Consider the following 17441-nt stretch of genomic DNA (forward strand, 5'->3'; position numbering starts at 1 on the left):
ACGATGGCGAAACACTTTCCGATCAAGACACTCATCGGCCTGGCCCAGGACGACGTGGATGCCGCCGCGCAACGTCTGGGCCGCGCGCAGCGCGAGCGCAACGACGTGCAGTCGCAGCTCGACTCGCTGGTGCAGTACCGCGACGAATATCACTCGCGTTTCACGGCGACCGCCCAGGCGGGCATGCCCGCCGGCAACATGCGCAATTTTCAGGCATTCATCGACACGCTCGACAACGCCATCGAACAGCAGCGCAACCTGCTGGCGACGGCCAATGCGCGCGTCGAGGCTGCCAAGCCCGACTGGCAGCGCCAGAAACAGAAGCTCGGTTCGTACGAAGTACTGCAAGCGCGCGGCGATGCCGCCGAGGCGAAAACCTTGGCGCGGCGCGACCAGCGCGATGCCGACGAACACGCCGCCCGCATTCTTAGGATGCGCGCCGAGGGCGCTTGACGCGCCCGAGTGCCGCCTCGATTGACGGAACACACCGTTTGACGGATTGACAGGATTCCCTATGTCGCCTCTTTCACAGATCGGCTCACTGCTCGGCTCCGCCAGCAGCACGTCCACCAATGCTGCCCTGGCCGCTGCGGCGAACGCCAAACCGTTCTCGCAAACTCTGCAACAGAGCATCGAGCTGCAAAACAAGCTGGCCGTGCAGAGTGCGAGCCCGGCTCCGGCTCCGGCTCCGGCTCCGTCGTCGAGCGTGCATGACGCGCCGCCGCCGCCCGCATCTCCGACGAAGAGCGCGGATACCGACAGCAGCAACACGGACAAGAACAATTCGACGAGCACTACGTCGTCCGGCTCGTCTGCTTCGTCTGCCAATACGCAGCAGGCCTCGGGCGACAAGACCAACGCGACGCCGCCGAAGTCCGGCGACACGGCCACGCAGACCAACGCGGGCACGGCAGCCGCCGCGGCCGCTGCGCAAGCCCAGGCCCAGGCTCAAGCTCAAGCTCAAGCTCAAGCCAAGGCGAATAACGCCACCGATCCGGCGAGCGCCGACCCCGACACAGCATTGACTGACGCCGCGACTGCGGAGCCTGGCACGGGCACGGATGCCACGACCGGCAGCACCACTGGCAAAAAGGCGGGCGCGAGCGATCCGAAGACGGTGCAGGACGCCTTGCAGGCGGCGCTAGCCGCGCTGGCGAACGGCCAGGGCGTGGTGCCGGCGCAGGCGCTGGCGAGCGGTGCGGCGGCGAACGCGGCAGGTGGTCTGGGTGCCGGCGCGAACCACGGACTGAACGGATCGGCGGACGGCAAGACATTTGCGACCGGATTGTTTGGCGAGGGCAAGGGGTCGAGCGCTGGCAAGGCCGCGTTGACGGCGGCGGCCACGGCGACGACAACAACCATGACCGACGCGTCGGCGGCGGCGAAGGCTGCGGCTGACGCGTTGAGCGCGACGGCTGCCGGCGGTGCGCAGGCGGACGATCTGGCGTCCTTCAAGAGCGCGACCGATGCCGCGACGGCGGCGCTAGCGGCGAGCCAGGCCGCGGCGAGCGCTGCGAGCGCGACGGCGGCCGTGCAAACGACGGGTAACGCCGGTGCGGCGGAAGCGGCGAATGCGTTGTCGCCGCAGGTGGGCACGCCGGACTGGGAAGATGCGTTGGGTCAGAAGGTGGTGTTTTTGTCGAATGCGCATTCGCAGAGCGCCGAGCTGACTTTGAATCCGAAGGATCTGGGACCGCTGCAGGTTGTCTTGCAGGTTGCCGATAACCATGCTCATGCGTTGTTTGTGTCGCAGCATCAGCAGGTGCGGGAGGCTGTCGAGGCGGCGTTGCCGAAGCTTCGCGAGGCGATGGAGTCCAATGGGATTGGGTTGGGGAGCGCTAGTGTTAGCGATGGGTTTGCCCGCCAGGGGGGCGGGCAGCAGAGTGCCGATTCTGGGCAGTCAGGGAGGGGAGGCAGCGGGGCTGCGGGGAGTTTTGCCAGCGGCGCTGGGGGTGATTCTGGTTCTGTTGATAACGGGGTGAATGGTGCCGTGCGGCGGAATGTGGGGTTGGTGGATACTTTTGCTTAGTGGTTTTGATTTGCCTGCGGCGGTGGCTTTTTCTTGATCTGGTTGCCTGCGGGGCGCTTGTTTCTGGTTGCCTACGGCGTTGGGCGTTGGGCTTTGGTTGGTCTTTTGCCTGCGCGGCGCTTGTTTGTCTGTCTGCCTACGGCGTGGGCCTTTCCTTGATCTGGCATTTTGGCCTTTCCTTGAATTGATATTGGTTTATTAGCGTCGCCCCTGTGCGGGGCGGGCACTTACTTCTCTTTGCCGCCGCAAAGAGAAGTAAGCAAGAGAAAGCGGCTCAAACCGCTAATTCTTAAGCGGGTCCCCCGCACAGCGACGGTAGTGGTGCATCTGGAATCCGTGCCCTCGCACATTCGGCGTGAGTGACAACGCACTCATCAGCGCCCACTCCGCACTGCGTGCGTCGCGGATGGGTCTGCAGGGGAAACTAGGTGCTCCGTTCGCGCGTGGTTGGGAGCCATCGGCTTCGCCTCGGCGAGACGGTCTTGCGTGGGATACCACGGGCTTCGTTTGGGCGCGGCGGGAGCCATCGGCTTCGCCTCGGCGAGACGGTCTTGCGTGGGACACCACGGGCTTCGTTTCGGCGGGAACGGGACTGCACTGAAATGGAAACCAGGCTTCGTTTATCTGCGGCGAGAGACATTTGTGACTCGCAGCGTGTGGCGGGAGGCTGAGCCATTGGACCGAGTAGACGCGGGCGCAAAGCCGAGCGGACGGTTCCAGGAAATGCGTTTCGGCGCGCGCGGCGCCGCCGGAAGTATGACGGCCTTGTCACGGGCGCGGAGTGTGCGAGGGCACGGATTCCAGATGCACCACTGCCCCCTCCAAGCTAGGGGACCCGCTTAAGAATTAGCGGTTTGAGCCGCTTTCTTTTGCCTACTTTTCTTTGCGGCAGGCAAAGAAAAGTAGGTGCCTGCCCCGCACAGGGGCGACGCTAATACACCAATAAGAAATCAAGGAAAGGCCAAAGACCCAGATCAAGGAAAGGCCACCGCCATAAAAGCACACCCAAAAAGCGCCGAGCAGGTAACCACATCAAGGTAAAGCCCACGCCGTAGGCACCAGAAACAAGCGCGGCGCAGCCAAACAAACCAAAACCAACACCATCGCCGAAGACACCCCACCCCCAAAGACCTGCCGAAGGCAAATCCCCCGCCCGGAATGGGCAAAAACCAGAGATAGCCCTCAATAACCCTTCTTTTCCACCCATCGCGCCGCAGGCAAATCAACAACAATCACCATCACCAGCACTAAAGGCAAGCAAAGCAAACCTCATGGCAACCCCGACCGCAAACCAGCAAGTCGTGCCCGCTTCCCCGGGCCCCTTGAAGCGCATCATCCTGATCGTCCTCATCGCGATCGTCGCGGCAGGCGCTGCCGGCACGGGTGTGTGGTTCTTCATGTCCCAGCGCAGCCCAGCCGCCGCATCGGCGGGAACCGTCAGCGCGCCAGCGCCGCTGGCCGTGCCGCTCTTCTTCCCGCTCGAATCGATGACCGTCAATCTGCAATCGGACGACGGTCAGCAACACTTCCTGCGGATCGGCCTGACGCTCAAGCTCACCGACTCGAAGACCCAGCAGGAACTCACCGATCACATGCCGGAAGTGCGCAGCCGCATCCTCCTCGCATTGTCGAACAAACACCCGGACGACCTCGCGCCGCTCGAAGGCAAACGCGCTCTCGCCACCGAACTCCGGACGCTGATCGAACAGCCAACCGATACCGGCGCCGCGCCAATCCACATCCAGGACGTGCTGTTCACCGAATTCATCGTGCAGTGACGCTCTCAGTGACGTTCTCATTGGTGTTATTCGACGCCGCCATCATCAACCGCTTCGGGACGCACGAGGAATAAGGAATGGGCCACGAAGAGTTCATGTCCCAGGAGGAGGTCGATGCCCTCCTCAAGGGCGTCACCGGCGAGTCCGACACGGAAGCCGAGCAGACCGACCGCTCAGGTGTACGCCCGTACAACATCGCGACGCAGGAACGCATCGTCCGTGGCCGGATGCCCGGCCTCGAAATCATCAACGACCGTTTCGCGCGTCTGTTGCGCGTCGGTATCTTCAACTTCATGCGGCGCTCGGCGGAGATCTCCGTCGGTCCGGTGAAGGTGCTGAAGTACAGCGAGTTCACCCGCAACCTGCCGATCCCGACCAATCTGAACCTGGTCCACGTGAAGCCGTTGCGCGGCACGTCGCTGTTCGTGTTCGACCCGAATCTGGTGTTCTTCGTGGTCGACAATCTGTTCGGCGGCGACGGGCGCTTCCATACCCGCGTCGAAGGCCGCGATTTCACGGCAACCGAGCAGCGCATCATCATGAAGCTGCTCAATCTCACGTTCGAGCACTACACGGCGTCGTGGAAAAGCGTGCGCCCGCTGCAGTTCGAATACGTGCGCTCGGAAATGCACACGCAGTTCGCCAACGTGGCGACGCCGAACGAAATCGTCATCGTCACGCAGTTCTCGATCGAGTTCGGCACGACCGGCGGCACGCTGCACATCTGCATGCCGTATTCGATGATCGAACCGATCCGCGACATTCTGTCGTCGCCGATCCAGGGCGAAGCGCTCGAAGTCGACCGCCGCTGGGTCCGCGTGCTGTCGCAGCAGGTGCAGGCAGCGGAAGTGGAACTGACCGCCGACCTGGCCCAGGTGCCGGTCACGTTCGAACAGATCCTGAACATGCGCAAGGGCGATGTTCTGCCAATCAACATTCCCGAACACATCACGGCGAAAGTCGATGGCGTGCCGGTGATGGAATGCGGCTACGGAATTTTCAATGGTCAGTACGCGTTGCGGGTCCAGAAGATGATCAGCGCAGCCGAAACGATGAAGGATGGTGGATATGAGTGACCTGAACGCAAAGACTGAGGCAGAACTGGCCGCCGGCGCGCCGCAATTGGCCGCCGACGCAGCCGGCGCCGAAGACGACGCCGCGATGGCCGACTGGGCGAGCGCGCTGGCCGAACAGAACGACAACACGGAAGTCAGCGCGACCACCGCCGGCGTATTCCAGCCGCTCTCGAAGGTCGAACCGACCTCGACGCGCAACGACATCGACATGATCCTGGACATTCCCGTCCAGATGACCGTCGAACTCGGCCGCACCAAGATCGCGATCCGCAACCTGCTGCAACTCGCGCAAGGTTCGGTCGTGGAGCTGGACGGTCTGGCCGGCGAACCGATGGACGTGCTGGTGAACGGCTGCCTGATCGCCCAGGGCGAAGTGGTGGTGGTGAACGACAAGTTCGGTATCCGTCTGACCGACATCATCACGCCGTCAGAACGCATCCGGAAGTTGAATCGATGAAACGCGTTGCCGGTCGCGCCATGCTGCGGTTGTGCCATGCATCACGCGTTGTTTTCAATCGCGCCGTGCTCGCAGCAACGGTAACGACGGCAGCGCTCACTTCGGCGCTGAAGTTCGCGCAGCCTTCGGTGGCCATCCCGGCACTGACCTCGGTGGCCATCTTCGCACCATCGGCCGCGCACGCAGCCGACATGAACGCCGTCAACAACGCCGCGAAAATCGCCTCGGGTGTGGGTGCCGGCACAGCCGTTCCGGCGCTCGGCGTCGGCGCGGTGTTGCAAACCATCGTGGGCTTGCTGGTCGTGATCGGTCTGGTGTTCGCCTGTGCCTGGCTCGCGCGCCGCTTCGGCTTGCAACCCAACAGTCGCGGCGGCCTCGTGAGGACGATCGGCGGCGCCTCGCTGGGCGGCAAGGAACGGGTCGCGGTGGTCGAGATCGGCGATACGTGGCTCGTGCTCGGCACGGCGCCCGGCAATGTGCGTCTGCTGCACACCATGCCCGCCGGTTCAGCCGCGCTCGATCCGGTCGCCGGCACGCAAGCGGCCACCTCAGATGCATCGGGTTCATCACGTGCAAACGCGGCATTGCCTGGCACCTTCGGCCAACGCTTTCGCGATGCGTTGAAAGGCGAAGTGGGCAAACGTTTCAATGGGCAAGGCAGCGGGGATCGGTAATGCAGTTCAGTCTTCAGTCAGCACAATCAGTCCGTCAAGCGCACGCCACTCGCATGTCTCGCGCCGCCCCGAAAGTCATTGCCGTTTTGCGCCGTCTCGCGCCCCTCGTGTTGCCGGCACTGATGCTCGCGCTGCCGACGCTGTCGTTCGCACAGGCCGCCGGCTTGCCGGCTTTCAACACGAGCCCGGGTCCGAACGGCGGCACGACCTACTCACTGAGCGTGCAGACGATGCTGCTGCTCACGATGTTGTCGTTCCTGCCGGCAATGGTGCTGATGATGACGAGCTTCACGCGCATCATCATCGTGTTGTCGCTGCTGCGCCAGGCGCTCGGCACGACCACCACGCCGCCCAACCAGGTGCTGGTCGGTCTCGCGCTGTTCCTCACGCTGTTCGTGATGTCACCGGTGCTCGACAAGGCTTATAACGACGGCTACAAACCGTTCTCCGACGGCACCATCCCGATGGAAACGGCGGTGAGCCGCGGCCTCGCGCCGTTCAAGACGTTCATGCTGCGCCAGACCCGCGAAAGCGATCTCGCGCTGTTCGCCCGCATCTCGCACGCGGCGCCCATGCAAGGTCCGGAAGACGTGCCGCTCTCGCTACTGGTGCCGTCGTTCGTGACGAGTGAACTGAAGACGGGCTTCCAGATCGGCTTCACGATTTTCATCCCGTTCCTGATCATCGACATGGTGGTGGCGAGCGTACTGATGTCGATGGGGATGATGATGGTGTCACCCGCCACCATCTCGCTGCCATTCAAGTTGATGTTGTTTGTGCTGGTCGACGGTTGGCAATTGCTGCTCGGCTCGCTCGCGCAGAGCTTTGTTTAACCTCGGCCTTAGTTGGGCCTCTTAGTTACGCCCATCAGCCGCGCCGCTCAACCTTTCACGCTTCCAGTCGACTCGCCATGAATCAAGAATCCGTCATGACACTCGCGCACCAGGCCATGTATGTCGGCCTGTTGCTCTCCGCGCCCCTGCTGCTGGTCGCGCTCGTGGTCGGTCTGGTGGTGAGCCTGTTCCAGGCCGCGACGCAGATCAACGAAACCACGCTGTCATTCATTCCGAAGCTGCTCGCGATCGCCATCACGATGGTGATCGCCGGCCCCTGGATGCTGACGACCATGCTCGACTACCTGCGCCAGACGCTCACCAACATCCCGACGCTCGTCAACTGAGCGTGGCCCCGGTCCCGGCTCGGCGCTCGCCCCCTCTCCCACCGTCATGTTTTCCGTCACCTACGCCCAACTGAACGCCTGGCTCACGGCATTCCTGTGGCCGTTCGTGCGGATTCTCGCGCTGGTGGCGAGCGCGCCGGTGCTCGGCAACACATCGCTGCCGACACGGGTGAAGGTCGGCCTCGCGGCCTTCATCACGATCATCGTCGCGCCCACGCTCGGCGCCATGCCGCAAGTGACCGTGTTTTCCGCCGAAGGCGTGTGGATCATCGTCAATCAGTTCCTGATCGGCATCGCACTCGGCATGACGATGCAGATCGTGTTTCAGGCGATCAGCGCGACCGGCGACTTTGTCGGCCTCGGCATGGGCCTCGGCTTCGCGACATTCTTCGACCCGCAAGCGGGCAGTTCGAGCGCGGTGCTGTCGAGCTATATGAACACGATCGCGATGCTGGTGTTTCTGGTAATCGACGGTCATCTGCAAATGATCAGCGCGCTGCTGGCCACCTTCCAGTCGGTCCCTGTGTCAGCGAACATCCTCGGCGCGCCGGGCTGGCGCACCTTGGCGAATTTCGGCAGCACGGTGTTTTCGGCGGGGCTCCTGCTCTCGCTGCCGGTGGTCGTCGCGCTTCTCATCACCAACATCTCGCTGGGCATTCTCAACCGCGCCGCGCCGCAAATCGGCGTATTCCAGATCGGCTTTCCCCTGACGATGCTGATCGGCATGCTGCTCCTGCAGCTGATGATCCCGAACATGATTCCATTCTTCATGCGCCTGTTCGACGTCGGCATCGATCAGATGGGACGCGTGGCGGCCGGCTTCAGATAACAGGGCTTGCGGGGCGCCTGGCTTCGCGTGGGTCACGTTCCGCGCGTGCATCGCTGACGCGCCTGGACGACGCAGGCCCTGCATCGGCGAACTCAGAACGCGAAAGGGCGGAACCGGCTCACACCGGCTTCCGCCCTTGCGCATTTCAGATGAGGCGCCCGTTCAGTTCAGGTACTGGAAGAGCGACAAGTTCTGAATCTTCGAAAACGCCAGTTGCGCCGCTTGCAATGTGGTTTGCGTCATCGTGTACTGGGCGATGCTCTGGACCATGTTGGTTTGCGTCAGACCCGTCAGGTTCGTCGTCGTCTGCAACGTGTTGGATTGCGTGACCGTCTGCATCGCCTGTACTTGCTGCTGACGGCCACCTACGTTCGCCTGTGCGGTGACCACGTTGTTGATCGTGTTCTCCAGCTCGGCCCCACTAGTGATCAGCACATTCTGGAGATTGGCCCCCGAAGCCGTGCCCGCGACCGGCGATTGCAGTGCGGCAATCAACTGGTTCAGATTCGCGAACACGTCCATGTTGCCCTGGGTGGCCGGCGTTACCGTGAAGCTGTCGCCTGAGCTCGGTGTACCGGTGATGTTCACCGTCTGGCCGCCGAGCGTGATGGTCGAACCTGCCGTGTACGTCTGCACCGGGCCCGGCGTGCCGGGCGTGCCCGGCGTTGCCGGACTGGTCTGGGTCACCGTGTAGGTGGTCGCAGACACGAAATTGATGGTGTAGGTGTCGGCATTGGTCGGATCGGTCGGATTCGTCAGGCTGACCGTGCTGATCACGCCACTGCCCTGGTTGCCGGACGCCGCGGCCGGCACCGCGCTCGTGCCGATCGGTGCGACGCTGCCGAAGATCGAGAGACCGTTGTCGGCCGTCTGGACAGTGCTCGAGCCGCTGACCTGCACGGTGCGCTCGCCGGTGTCGCCCGAATAAGTCACGACGCCGGCCGAATTGGTGCTGTACGGCTGCGCGTTGCTTTGAAAGCCGGCGAACAGGTAGTTGCCTTGCGGGTCGGTCGCGTTGGCCAGCGTCATCAACTGGCTGGTCAAGCCCTGCAGCTGCGTGGCAATTGCGCCGCGGTTGGTGTCGTTCAGCGTAGGGTCGCCGGCTTTCAGTATCAGCGTGTGAATGCTGCCCAACACGGTGTTGATACTGCCCAGCGTGGAGCCTTCCTGTTGCAGCGACGCGAGCGCGGTCGTCTGGTTGGTCGTGTATTGCGACAAGCTTGTCGCAGTCGAACTCAACTGCACCGCCTGCGCTGCGCCGAGCGGATTGTCCGACGGCGTGTTGAGACTCACGCCGCTCGAAATCTCGGCATACAACTGCGACAACTGAGCTTGCTGATCGCTCATCGTCGCCACGTTCATGTTGAAAAACTGTGAACTGGAGATACGCATGTTCAACGCCTCACTGGAAGATGCCGATCAACGTCTGGAACAGAGTCTGCGCGGTCTGAATGACTTTACTGTTGGCCTGATAGAGCTGCTGATACTGGAGCAGATTAGCGGCTTCCTCATTCAGGTTCACACCGGAGACCGACTGCTGCGCACTGGTAATCTGCGTCACTAGCGCGGTCTGTGCCGTACTCGACGTCTGAATCTGGTTGGTCTGGTTGCCCACCTGGTTGACGTAGTTCGCATACGCGCCGACCAGCGTGAGCGTACCGCCCGACATCGACTTCGCGCCGGACAGATTCGACATCGCGAGTGCATTACTGCCGTCGTTGGTCGCGCCGGTGTTCGGGCCGATGGTGAAGCTGTCGCCGGCGGCAGGTGCGCCGCTGATCGTGAAGGTCACGCCATTCATGCTGCCGGCTGTCGCGTTGTTGATCGTCAGCGTCGCGCCGGAGGTCGCCGAATACGGCACGACAGGCGTCGTCGTGGTGTCGTAGGTGGTGGTGGTCGGCGGCGTGCCGGCCGTCACGGTCACCGTGGAGCCGGCCGGGAAGCCGGACAATCCCGTGCCGTTGTACGACAGCGTGGTCGTCGCGTTGGGCATGGTGTAGCCCGCCGTCACTGTGCCCGCCGAAATCGTGGCGGTACCGGTGTTGCTCGCCGCGGCCGAGCCGAGCACCGGCGAGGCGGCCGCAATCGCCGAAGCCGACATAGTCGCGGTGGCGAAGCTGTTCAGCGCGCCGCGAGTCGGCTCGACCGTAAACGAGTCGCCGGGGTTCATCGTGCCGGTGGTGGTCGAGAAATTCAGACCGTTGATCGGTTGGCTCAAGCTGGTCGCCGAGCCCACCACGGTGCCGCTCGAATTATCGGTCAACGTATAGGTCGTGCCGTTATAGGAGAGCGTGTAGTCGCCGGTGGTCGGCTGCGCAGGATTCGCGAAAGACACGCTCAGCGCGGCATTCCCGGTATTCTGCGAGTTCGCGTTGACGGTCGGGGCGCCCACCGAAAACAGTGGGCCGCCCTGGGCGCCGTTGAGTGTAATGCCGAGTGCGTTCTGGGCGTTGACCTGCGCGGCGAAGCTCACGGCAATCGCGCCGAGTTGCGCTTCGGCCGGGTCGAGCGTCTGGCTACGGAACGCGACGAGGCCGCCGAGCGCGCCGCCCGTCACACTGCTGTCGGGCAGATTCTGCGGCGTGATGGCCGGGTTCGCGCCAGCGAGACCCAGGTACTGCACCGAGAGTTCGCTGGAGTCGCCGGGCGAAACCGCCGTGCCAAGGTTGTAGCTGTTGCCAGCGGACACAAGCGGCTGGCCGTTGTTCATGAACACGCTGTAGTTGCCGTTGCTATTGACGACGTTCACACCGACCAGCTGCGACAGATTCGACACGGCTTGATCGCGCGCATCCATCAGTTGGTTCGGCGGTTGGCCCTGCGTGCTGGCCGCTGCGATTTGTCCGTTCAGTTGCGCGATCTGCTGCGTGTAGCTATTGATCTGCGAAACGGTGCTGGTGAGCTGGGTGTTGACGCTCTGGCGCAGCGAATCGTATTGCTGTCCCGCGGCGTTGATCTGGTTGGCGAGCGTCTGCGCGCCGCTCATCGCGGTCTGGCGGGTGGCCACCGTGGAGGCGCTGTTCGCGACGTTCTGCAAACCCGTGAAATAGCCGGTGATCGCACTGGCAATACCGGCGGTCGGGCTGCCGATCAGATTGTTCAGTTGCGTGATCGCCGTGTTGTACGCCGACAGCGCGCTGCTCGAGCTTTGCGCGTTGTTCAGCTCAGTGGTCAGATACTGGCTGTACTGGCGCGTCACGGTGACCGTCGAGACGCCCTGCGGCAGATAGCCGGAACCCGTGTACTGGCCGCCGCTCTCTGCGTAGACCGGCGTTTCGATCGTGTAGCCCGGCGTGGACGCGTTGCTAATGTTCTGACCGGTCGTCGTGAGTCCCCACTGGGCTGCGTTCAGTCCACTGAGGCCGATACTGATGAGATTGTCCGACATGCGTCATCCTGAAGGGCGACACCGACCACATGCCGCCGCGTTACTTGAACATTCTGTTTAACGGCCCCCGTGAGGAAAAATTGAGGGCGATCCGATGCTTGTTCGACGTTTGTTTCAACGTTTGCGAGGCTTGTGTTAGCGGGCTTTTGCCCGCTCCGCACTCAGGCGGAAAGCGGGCGGCATTTGAGCCATGCTAGAGACCGCCCATCCCGCATTTTTATGGACGCACCAGCGAGCGGCGCTTCATTTCGAGTTGCGTAATCAGCCGTTGCAGCGTGTTTTCAGCACTGCCCGGCAAGGTCACAAAACGGAAACCGAGTTGATAGCGCTGCGTGCCGTTCGGCAAAGCGGTTGAGCGGTGCGACACCAGTTGCAGATCGAGCGAAAGCCGGCCAAACGAGCCGAGCACCAGTTCGCAATCCTCCAGTCGCGTCCCCATCGGCAATTCGGCCACGCGTTCATCCGTGGTGCGCATGCCGACGCCGCCAAGCGACAGATCGTGTACTTCGAAACGGAACGAGTCGCCCTCGGAAAGACGGCCGCTGCACATATACGGATCGAGAATCGGCGCATCGACGCGGAAATACTCGCGGCGCTGCACGTAGAACAGCACCTCGGGGAAGTTAGCCTCGAATGCGGGCAGTCCTTCGTAGCGGGTTTCGCGCGGCGTGGCGGTGGCGAACTCGACGCGCACACCGTCCGGCGACGCATGGAACTGGCAGCGCGACGCGCCCAGTAAGCCCTTGTTCTGGGCGGAGAGCGCGCCCCAATCGAACGTAAAGGTACGCCCGCGCACGTCGACATCGAGCAGGCGCGTCACGAGCTGACCGCCCGCGTATTCAACGGTGAGGAAATCGCCTCGATTGACGAGGTTGCGTAACTGAACGCCGATCTCCAACGGATTGCGGCGGCCGAAATCAGGTGCACTTTCTTCTAGCGTGGCGTGCGACTCGCCGAGTGCGTCGGTTTGGCCGTGCGACTGGTTTGTATCCATGGGCTTGCCGGTATGCATGTTCTTGCGGGCGCGTGCCAAGGCTCCTGCCGGGGCTTTTGCGCGGTCTTCATCGAAGCCGCTGCACGCGCAATCAACCGGACATTACAACGCTTTTTCCGGTATCGGGTCTAACTGATTAGCGGCAGCGTTCAAGCAAAATTTAGGGGCCGGCGATGAAATATTTGCCGCAAACGTTAAACCGCCGATACCCCGTCGATAGGTCATCGAGATGCCGACAGCGAAATCCGGTGCATCGAACCAGCGGACGATTACGCAAATGATGCGGGTGGGCCAGCCGCCCGTAGGCGGCCGGCCTCGTCCGTCTTGTTATGCACCTGGCCCCGTCGCGTGCATGCTTCCTGATTCCGAAAAATCAAACTGCTCAAACCGTTCAACCGTGCGGCCGACTCCGGCCGCGCACCTGTATTAACGGCGGCTCAGCCCATCTTCTGCATGATGGACATCAGCTTTTTCGCGTAATGCGGGTCGGTCGCGTAACCCGCACGCTGCATGCCATTGGCAAAGCCATTCACGTCATGCGCGGAATTGATCACTTGCGCATAACGCGGGTTGCCCTTGAGCAGGCTCGCGTAGTCGGTCATCGCTTCCTGATACGAGTCGTACGCGCGGAATTTCTCAACCGTGCGCTGAGGCTTGCCATTCACATATTCGGTCGTGACCGTCGAGACGGTCTTGCCGGTCCAGTCCTTGGTCGCCTTGATGCCGAACACGTTGTGGCTGCTCGAACCGTCCGTCTTCCTGATTTCGCTCTTGCCCCAGCCCGATTCGAGCGCGGCCTGACCGATGATGAAGCGCGCCGGAATGCCGGTCGCAGCGCTGGCGGCTTGCGCCGGCGCGGCGAGCTTGTCGACGAAAGCATCGACCTTCGGCGAGCTGCCGTCGCCTTTGATCGGCGGCACCAGTGAGCTGTTGGCCGAGTAGCCCCGGCCCATTGCGAGTTGACCATTGGCCTGTGCATTGCCGTAGGCTTTCGCGAGCGCGTTCAGCGCCGCAGTCTGGCCTTCGTCGCCGCCGCTGCCGCCACCCAGTGCATTGGCCATGCCGGCGAGACCGCCGCTTGCACCACTCGCACCGCTTACCTGCATGCCTTGATTGCGCATCAACTGCTTGAGCATCGCGTCAGCCACGCCTATGCCCTTTTGCGAAAGCTGTTGCGACAACTGCTGATCCATCATCGACGTGAAGGTGGCGCTGTCGTGCGAATCGAACGGACCATCCTGTGGCGTCGCATCGCGCATGCTCTTCAACATCATCTGCGTGAACACCGCGTCGAACTGCTGCGCGGCCATCTTCATACCGGCTTGCGGCGAAGCCTTGGCCTGCGCGCTCAATTTGCCGAAGCCCTGCACGTCGAGCGCGAAGCGCTGGGTCAGGTCGTTCGCCGCGTTGGCGGAGTTGGTCGTATCCGAATTCATCCTGTGTCTTCCTTAGATGATTTCCAGGTCGGCGCGCAAAGCGCCCGCCGCTTTCATGGCCTGCAGGATCGACATCAGATCCGCGGGCGTCGCACCCAATGCGTTGAGCGCCTTCACCACGTCGGCGAGGTTGGCGCCGGCGCTCACCAACTTCAGCGCGCCGTTGTCCTGCTTCATCTGAATCTGCGATTGCGCGGCCGCCACCGTCTGGCCATTCGAGAACGCGCCCGGCTGACTCACCACCGGCTGCGTATTGATCACCACCGACAGATTGCCGTGCGCCACCGCGCAGTTCTGCAGCGTGACCATCTGATTCATCACGATCGAGCCGGTGCGCGCATTCAGGATCACCTTTGCGGCGGCTTGCGCCGGCTTGACGTCGAGGTTCTGCAATTGCGCCATGAAGACGACCTGCTGCTGCGGATCGGACGGCGCGTGCAACTGGATCGTGCGGCCGTCGAGCGCGGTGGCCGTGCCGCTGCCGAACGCGTTGTTCACTGCGGCCACGACCCGCTGCGCGGTGTCGTAGTCCATGTCGTTCAGGTCGAGCTGCATCGTGCCCGCTTGGGATACCGTGGTCGGCACCGCGCGTTCGACGATCGCGCCGCCGGCGATGCGGCCCGCAGCCAGTGTATTCACCTGCACCCTGCTGCCGTTGGCGCTCGCACCGGCGCCACCGACCGCGAGGTTGCCCTGGCCGAGCGCATACACCTGGCCGTCGGCACCCTTGAGCGGCGTGAGCAGCAACGTGCCGCCGCGCAGGCTCTTCGCATTACCGAGCGAAGACACAGTAATGTCGATCTGTTCGCCGGGACGTGCGAACGGCGGCAACACCGCCGTCACCATCACCGCGGCGACGTTTTTCAACTGGATGTTCGACAGCGACGACTGCTGGTTGGTCGAGCCCGCCGCCTGGTTGTTGATCGAGATGCCGAGGTTCGCCAGCATGTTGGCGAGTGTCTGCGTGGTGAACGGCGTCTGCGTGGTCTGGTCGCCCGTGCCGTCGAGACCAACGACGAGGCCGTAGCCGATCAACGGGTTGTCACGCACGCCCTGGATCTGCACGAGGTCCTTCAGACGTTCGGCATGTGCGGGTGTTGCGGCCGGCAACGCGGCGCAAGCCAGCGCGACGAAAGCGAGGACGCGGCCGACCCGGGCGAGTTGCGCGACGCGGCCAACGCGGAAGAAGACGGTACGCATGATCACCACGGCGACACGTTGAGGAAGAACCGCTGCAACCAGCCCATGTTCTCGGCCTCGTTGAGATAGCCCTTCGCGGAGTATTCGATCTTCGCGTCGGCCACCTGGGTCGAGTAGACGGCGTTCAGGTTGGAGATCGTGTTCGGATTCACCACGCCGGAGAAGCGCACGAATTCGTCGCCCTGGTTGATCAGCATCTGCTTTTCGCCGCTGACCGCCAGGTTGCCGTTCGGCAGCACACCGGTCACCGTCACGGTAATCGTGCCGTTGAACGTGTTCGACGCATTGGCGCCGCCGGTTCCGGCAAACACGTTCGAACCGTTGGCGCTCAGGTTGGTCTTGCCGAATAGTCCGCTCAGGAAGCCCGACGTCGGCACGCTGAAATTGGTGGTGCCATTGCGATTCGCGTTGGCGCCCGAGGATTTCGTCGCGTTGACGTTTTCCTGAATCACGATTGTCAGGATGTCGCCCACATTGCGCGGCCGCTGATCTTCGAACAACGGCCGGCCCGCGTAACCCGGGTTGAAGATCGAGCCCGGCGACTGTGCTTGCGGCGGCATCGGCGGCAGCGCTGTCATGGGCTGCTGCGTGATCGGCTGCTTCGGCACGAGGCCGCAGCCCCCCAGGGCCGCGAGCAGCGTGAGCTGCACGAGCGCCTGAGCGGTGCGCGAATGAACCGGATTACGAGTGAAGTACGACATCTTGATTACCGTCTTTCGAGAAAACGCCGGGGCGTTCTTGAGTCCCAGTCCCTTAAGCCTTAAACCTGCATCTGGCTGAGGGTCTGCAGCATCTGGTCGGACGTGGTTACGGCCTTGCTGTTGATTTCGTAAGCGCGCTGCGTCTGGATCATGTTCACCAGCTCCTGCACCACGTTCACGTTCGATGCTTCCACGTAACCCTGATTGAGTGTGCCGGCGCCATTCAGGCCCGGTTGCGCGACGTTCGGCGCGCCCGACGAGGCGGTTTCCGAGAACAGGTTTTCACCCTTCGCATCCAGGCCGGCCGGGTTGATAAAGGTGGCGACCTGCATCGAGCCGAGCTGCTGGGTGTTGGTCGAACCGGAAACGGTGATCGACACCACGCCGTCGCTGCCGATAGTCAGCGAGGTCGCGTTGTTCGGGATCGTGATCGCCGGAATCACCTGATAGCCACTCGAGGTGACGAGCTGGCCCTGGGCGTTGGTCTGGAACGAACCGTCACGCGTGTAGGCGGTCGTGCCGTCGGGCATCTGCACCTGGAAAAAGCCCTGGCCGTTGATGGCGACGTCTTTCGAGTTGCCGGTCTGCTGCAGGTTGCCCTGCGTGTACAGACGTTCAGTGGCGACCTGTTGCACACCGGTGCCGAGCTGGATGCCGGACGGCAATTCGGTGTTTTGCGTCGAGTTCGCACCCGGCTGGCGAATGGTCTGATACAGCAGATCCTCGAACACTGCGCGCGAGCCCTTGAAACCATTGGTGCTGACGTTCGCGAGGTTGTTCGAAATCACGTCCATCTGCGCCTGTTGCGCATTCATGCCGGTAGCGGCGATGTAGAGCGAGCGATTCACAATTCTTCTCCTATGTCGATCGGAGTTAGCGCTTTAGCGCTTATCCGATCCCATGCATGCCGGGGCAAGCCCGGGGCACCCTGTTAGCTAAAGGTGAGCAACTCGTTGGCGGACTGGTCGTTCTTGTCCGCGTTTTCAAGCAGCTTGGTCTGCATCTGGAACTGGCGGGCGTTGGTGATCATCGCGACCATCGCGCTCACCGGATTCACGTTGCTGCCTTCGAGCGAAGCCGGCGCCAGCGTGACGGTCGGATCGGCATCGGCGGGGTTGCCGTCGGCGGTGCGAAAGAGGCCGTCGTCGCCGCGCGTCATGGTTTGCGGATCAGGATTGACCAGCTTCAGCTGATCGACCATCACCACCGCGGTCGGCGGATCGCCGGGCGTCAGCGCCGACACAGTGCCGTCCTTGCCGATGGTGATTTCCGCGCCCGGGGGCACCGCGACCGGACCGCCGTTGCCGAGCACCACCTGATTGGTGGCGTTCACCAGTTGCCCGTTCTCGTCGACGTGCAGATTGCCGGCGCGTGTGTAAGCCTCGTTGCCGTCGGCGGTTTGCACCGCCAGCCAGCCCGGACCCTGGACCGCCACGTCGAGCGGATTGCCCGTCTGCTGGATCGGCCCCGGCGTATAGTCGGCGCCCGGCGTCGACGACAGCACGAAGGTGCGCGTGGTGTCGTCGTTGATCGAACTGCCGTCGCCGAACGACATCGGCACGGCGCGGAAGGTCGCAAGTTGCGCGCGAAAGCCGGTGGTCGAGGCGTTCGCCAGGTTGTTGGCGACGATAGCCTGCTGTTCGAGCGCTTGTGCGCTGCCCGACATCGCGGTGTAGATCAGCCGATCCATGATGGAGAG

The 17441-nt window shown here is 62.9% G+C and carries 18 protein-coding genes; 9 read left to right on the forward strand and 9 right to left on the reverse strand.

What is annotated here, in order from left to right; all coding sequences use genetic code 11:
• The first annotated feature begins 3 nt into the window (after positions 1 to 3).
• Both fliJ and PQR53_RS14080 read left to right on the forward strand, forming a co-directional pair.
• A complete protein-coding gene (gene fliJ, locus PQR53_RS14075) occupies positions 4 to 453 on the forward strand; it encodes a flagellar export protein FliJ (protein WP_408454546.1) in 450 nt (149 codons plus the stop codon).
• A gap of 61 nt (positions 454 to 514) precedes the next feature.
• A complete protein-coding gene (locus PQR53_RS14080; protein WP_408454548.1) occupies positions 515 to 2029 on the forward strand; it encodes a flagellar hook-length control protein FliK in 1515 nt (504 codons plus the stop codon).
• Between the two features lie 931 nt (positions 2030 to 2960).
• Here the strand turns inward: PQR53_RS14080 and PQR53_RS14085 are convergent.
• A complete protein-coding gene (locus tag PQR53_RS14085) occupies positions 2961 to 3236 on the reverse strand; it encodes a hypothetical protein (protein WP_408454551.1) in 276 nt (91 codons plus the stop codon).
• 64 nt (positions 3237 to 3300) lie between these two features.
• Here PQR53_RS14085 and fliL point away from each other — a divergent pair, with 64 nt between their 5' ends.
• The 7 genes from fliL (at position 3301) to fliR (ending at position 8023) form a co-directional block, all read left to right on the forward strand.
• On the forward strand, positions 3301 to 3807 hold the full coding sequence (fliL, locus tag PQR53_RS14090) for a flagellar basal body-associated protein FliL (RefSeq protein WP_408454553.1): 507 nt from the start codon (positions 3301 to 3303) through the stop codon (positions 3805 to 3807).
• A 77-nt stretch (positions 3808 to 3884) separates the two neighbouring features.
• Positions 3885 to 4883: a flagellar motor switch protein FliM gene (gene fliM, locus PQR53_RS14095; RefSeq protein WP_179734982.1), complete on the forward strand. Its 999-nt coding sequence runs from the start codon at positions 3885 to 3887 to the stop codon at positions 4881 to 4883.
• Entirely contained in the window at positions 4876 to 5340 is a 465-nt protein-coding gene (gene fliN, locus PQR53_RS14100; RefSeq protein WP_408454556.1) for a flagellar motor switch protein FliN, read from the forward strand. The genes fliM and fliN overlap by 8 nt, the downstream gene beginning before the upstream one ends.
• Positions 5337 to 6014 (forward strand): flagellar biosynthetic protein FliO, encoded by a 678-nt coding sequence (gene fliO, locus PQR53_RS14105; RefSeq protein WP_408454559.1) that lies wholly within the window; start codon positions 5337 to 5339, stop codon positions 6012 to 6014. The genes fliN and fliO overlap by 4 nt, the downstream gene beginning before the upstream one ends.
• On the forward strand, positions 6014 to 6847 hold the full coding sequence (fliP, locus tag PQR53_RS14110) for a flagellar type III secretion system pore protein FliP (RefSeq protein WP_408454562.1): 834 nt from the start codon (positions 6014 to 6016) through the stop codon (positions 6845 to 6847). Before fliO ends, fliP begins: the two co-directional genes overlap by 1 nt.
• Before the next feature lie 77 nt (positions 6848 to 6924).
• Positions 6925 to 7194: a flagellar biosynthesis protein FliQ gene (gene fliQ / locus PQR53_RS14115; RefSeq protein WP_323047126.1), complete on the forward strand. Its 270-nt coding sequence runs from the start codon at positions 6925 to 6927 to the stop codon at positions 7192 to 7194.
• Positions 7195 to 7240: 46 nt separating this feature from the next.
• Complete coding sequence (gene fliR, locus PQR53_RS14120) at positions 7241 to 8023, forward strand: flagellar biosynthetic protein FliR (protein WP_408454564.1); 783 nt, start codon at positions 7241 to 7243, stop codon at positions 8021 to 8023.
• A 162-nt stretch (positions 8024 to 8185) separates the two neighbouring features.
• Here fliR and flgL read toward each other — a convergent pair whose 3' ends face one another.
• The 8 genes from flgL to flgF all read right to left on the reverse strand — a co-directional run bounded on the left by flgL (position 8186) and on the right by flgF (position 17432).
• Positions 8186 to 9415: a flagellar hook-associated protein FlgL gene (flgL, locus tag PQR53_RS14125; RefSeq protein ID WP_408454567.1), complete on the reverse strand. Its 1230-nt coding sequence runs from the start codon at positions 9413 to 9415 to the stop codon at positions 8186 to 8188.
• Between the two features lie 10 nt (positions 9416 to 9425).
• The gene (flgK, locus tag PQR53_RS14130) at positions 9426 to 11411 is read right to left on the reverse strand and encodes a flagellar hook-associated protein FlgK (RefSeq protein WP_408454570.1); all 1986 of its coding nucleotides are present in this window, start codon (positions 11409 to 11411) and stop codon (positions 9426 to 9428) included.
• Between the two features lie 217 nt (positions 11412 to 11628).
• Positions 11629 to 12405 (reverse strand): flagellar brake protein, encoded by a 777-nt coding sequence (locus PQR53_RS14135; RefSeq protein ID WP_408454573.1) that lies wholly within the window; start codon positions 12403 to 12405, stop codon positions 11629 to 11631.
• Positions 12406 to 12842: 437 nt separating this feature from the next.
• Entirely contained in the window at positions 12843 to 13841 is a 999-nt protein-coding gene (flgJ, locus tag PQR53_RS14140) for a flagellar assembly peptidoglycan hydrolase FlgJ (protein WP_408454576.1), read from the reverse strand.
• A 12-nt stretch (positions 13842 to 13853) separates the two neighbouring features.
• Positions 13854 to 15041 (reverse strand): flagellar basal body P-ring protein FlgI, encoded by a 1188-nt coding sequence (locus PQR53_RS14145; RefSeq protein ID WP_408454578.1) that lies wholly within the window; start codon positions 15039 to 15041, stop codon positions 13854 to 13856.
• 2 nt (positions 15042 to 15043) lie between these two features.
• Positions 15044 to 15742 carry a flagellar basal body L-ring protein FlgH gene (gene flgH, locus PQR53_RS14150; RefSeq protein WP_408454581.1) on the reverse strand — a complete coding sequence of 233 codons (699 nt, stop codon included), beginning with the start codon at positions 15740 to 15742 and terminating at the stop codon, positions 15044 to 15046.
• Positions 15743 to 15801: 59 nt separating this feature from the next.
• A complete protein-coding gene (gene flgG / locus PQR53_RS14155; protein ID WP_408454584.1) occupies positions 15802 to 16590 on the reverse strand; it encodes a flagellar basal-body rod protein FlgG in 789 nt (262 codons plus the stop codon).
• 83 nt (positions 16591 to 16673) lie between these two features.
• Positions 16674 to 17432 (reverse strand): flagellar basal-body rod protein FlgF, encoded by a 759-nt coding sequence (gene flgF, locus PQR53_RS14160; RefSeq protein WP_408454586.1) that lies wholly within the window; start codon positions 17430 to 17432, stop codon positions 16674 to 16676.
• Positions 17433 to 17441: the final 9 nt, after the last annotated feature.

The sequence above is a fragment of the Paraburkholderia fungorum genome (assembly GCF_046027605.1).
GTDB classification, from domain to species: domain Bacteria; phylum Pseudomonadota; class Gammaproteobacteria; order Burkholderiales; family Burkholderiaceae; genus Paraburkholderia; species Paraburkholderia fungorum_F.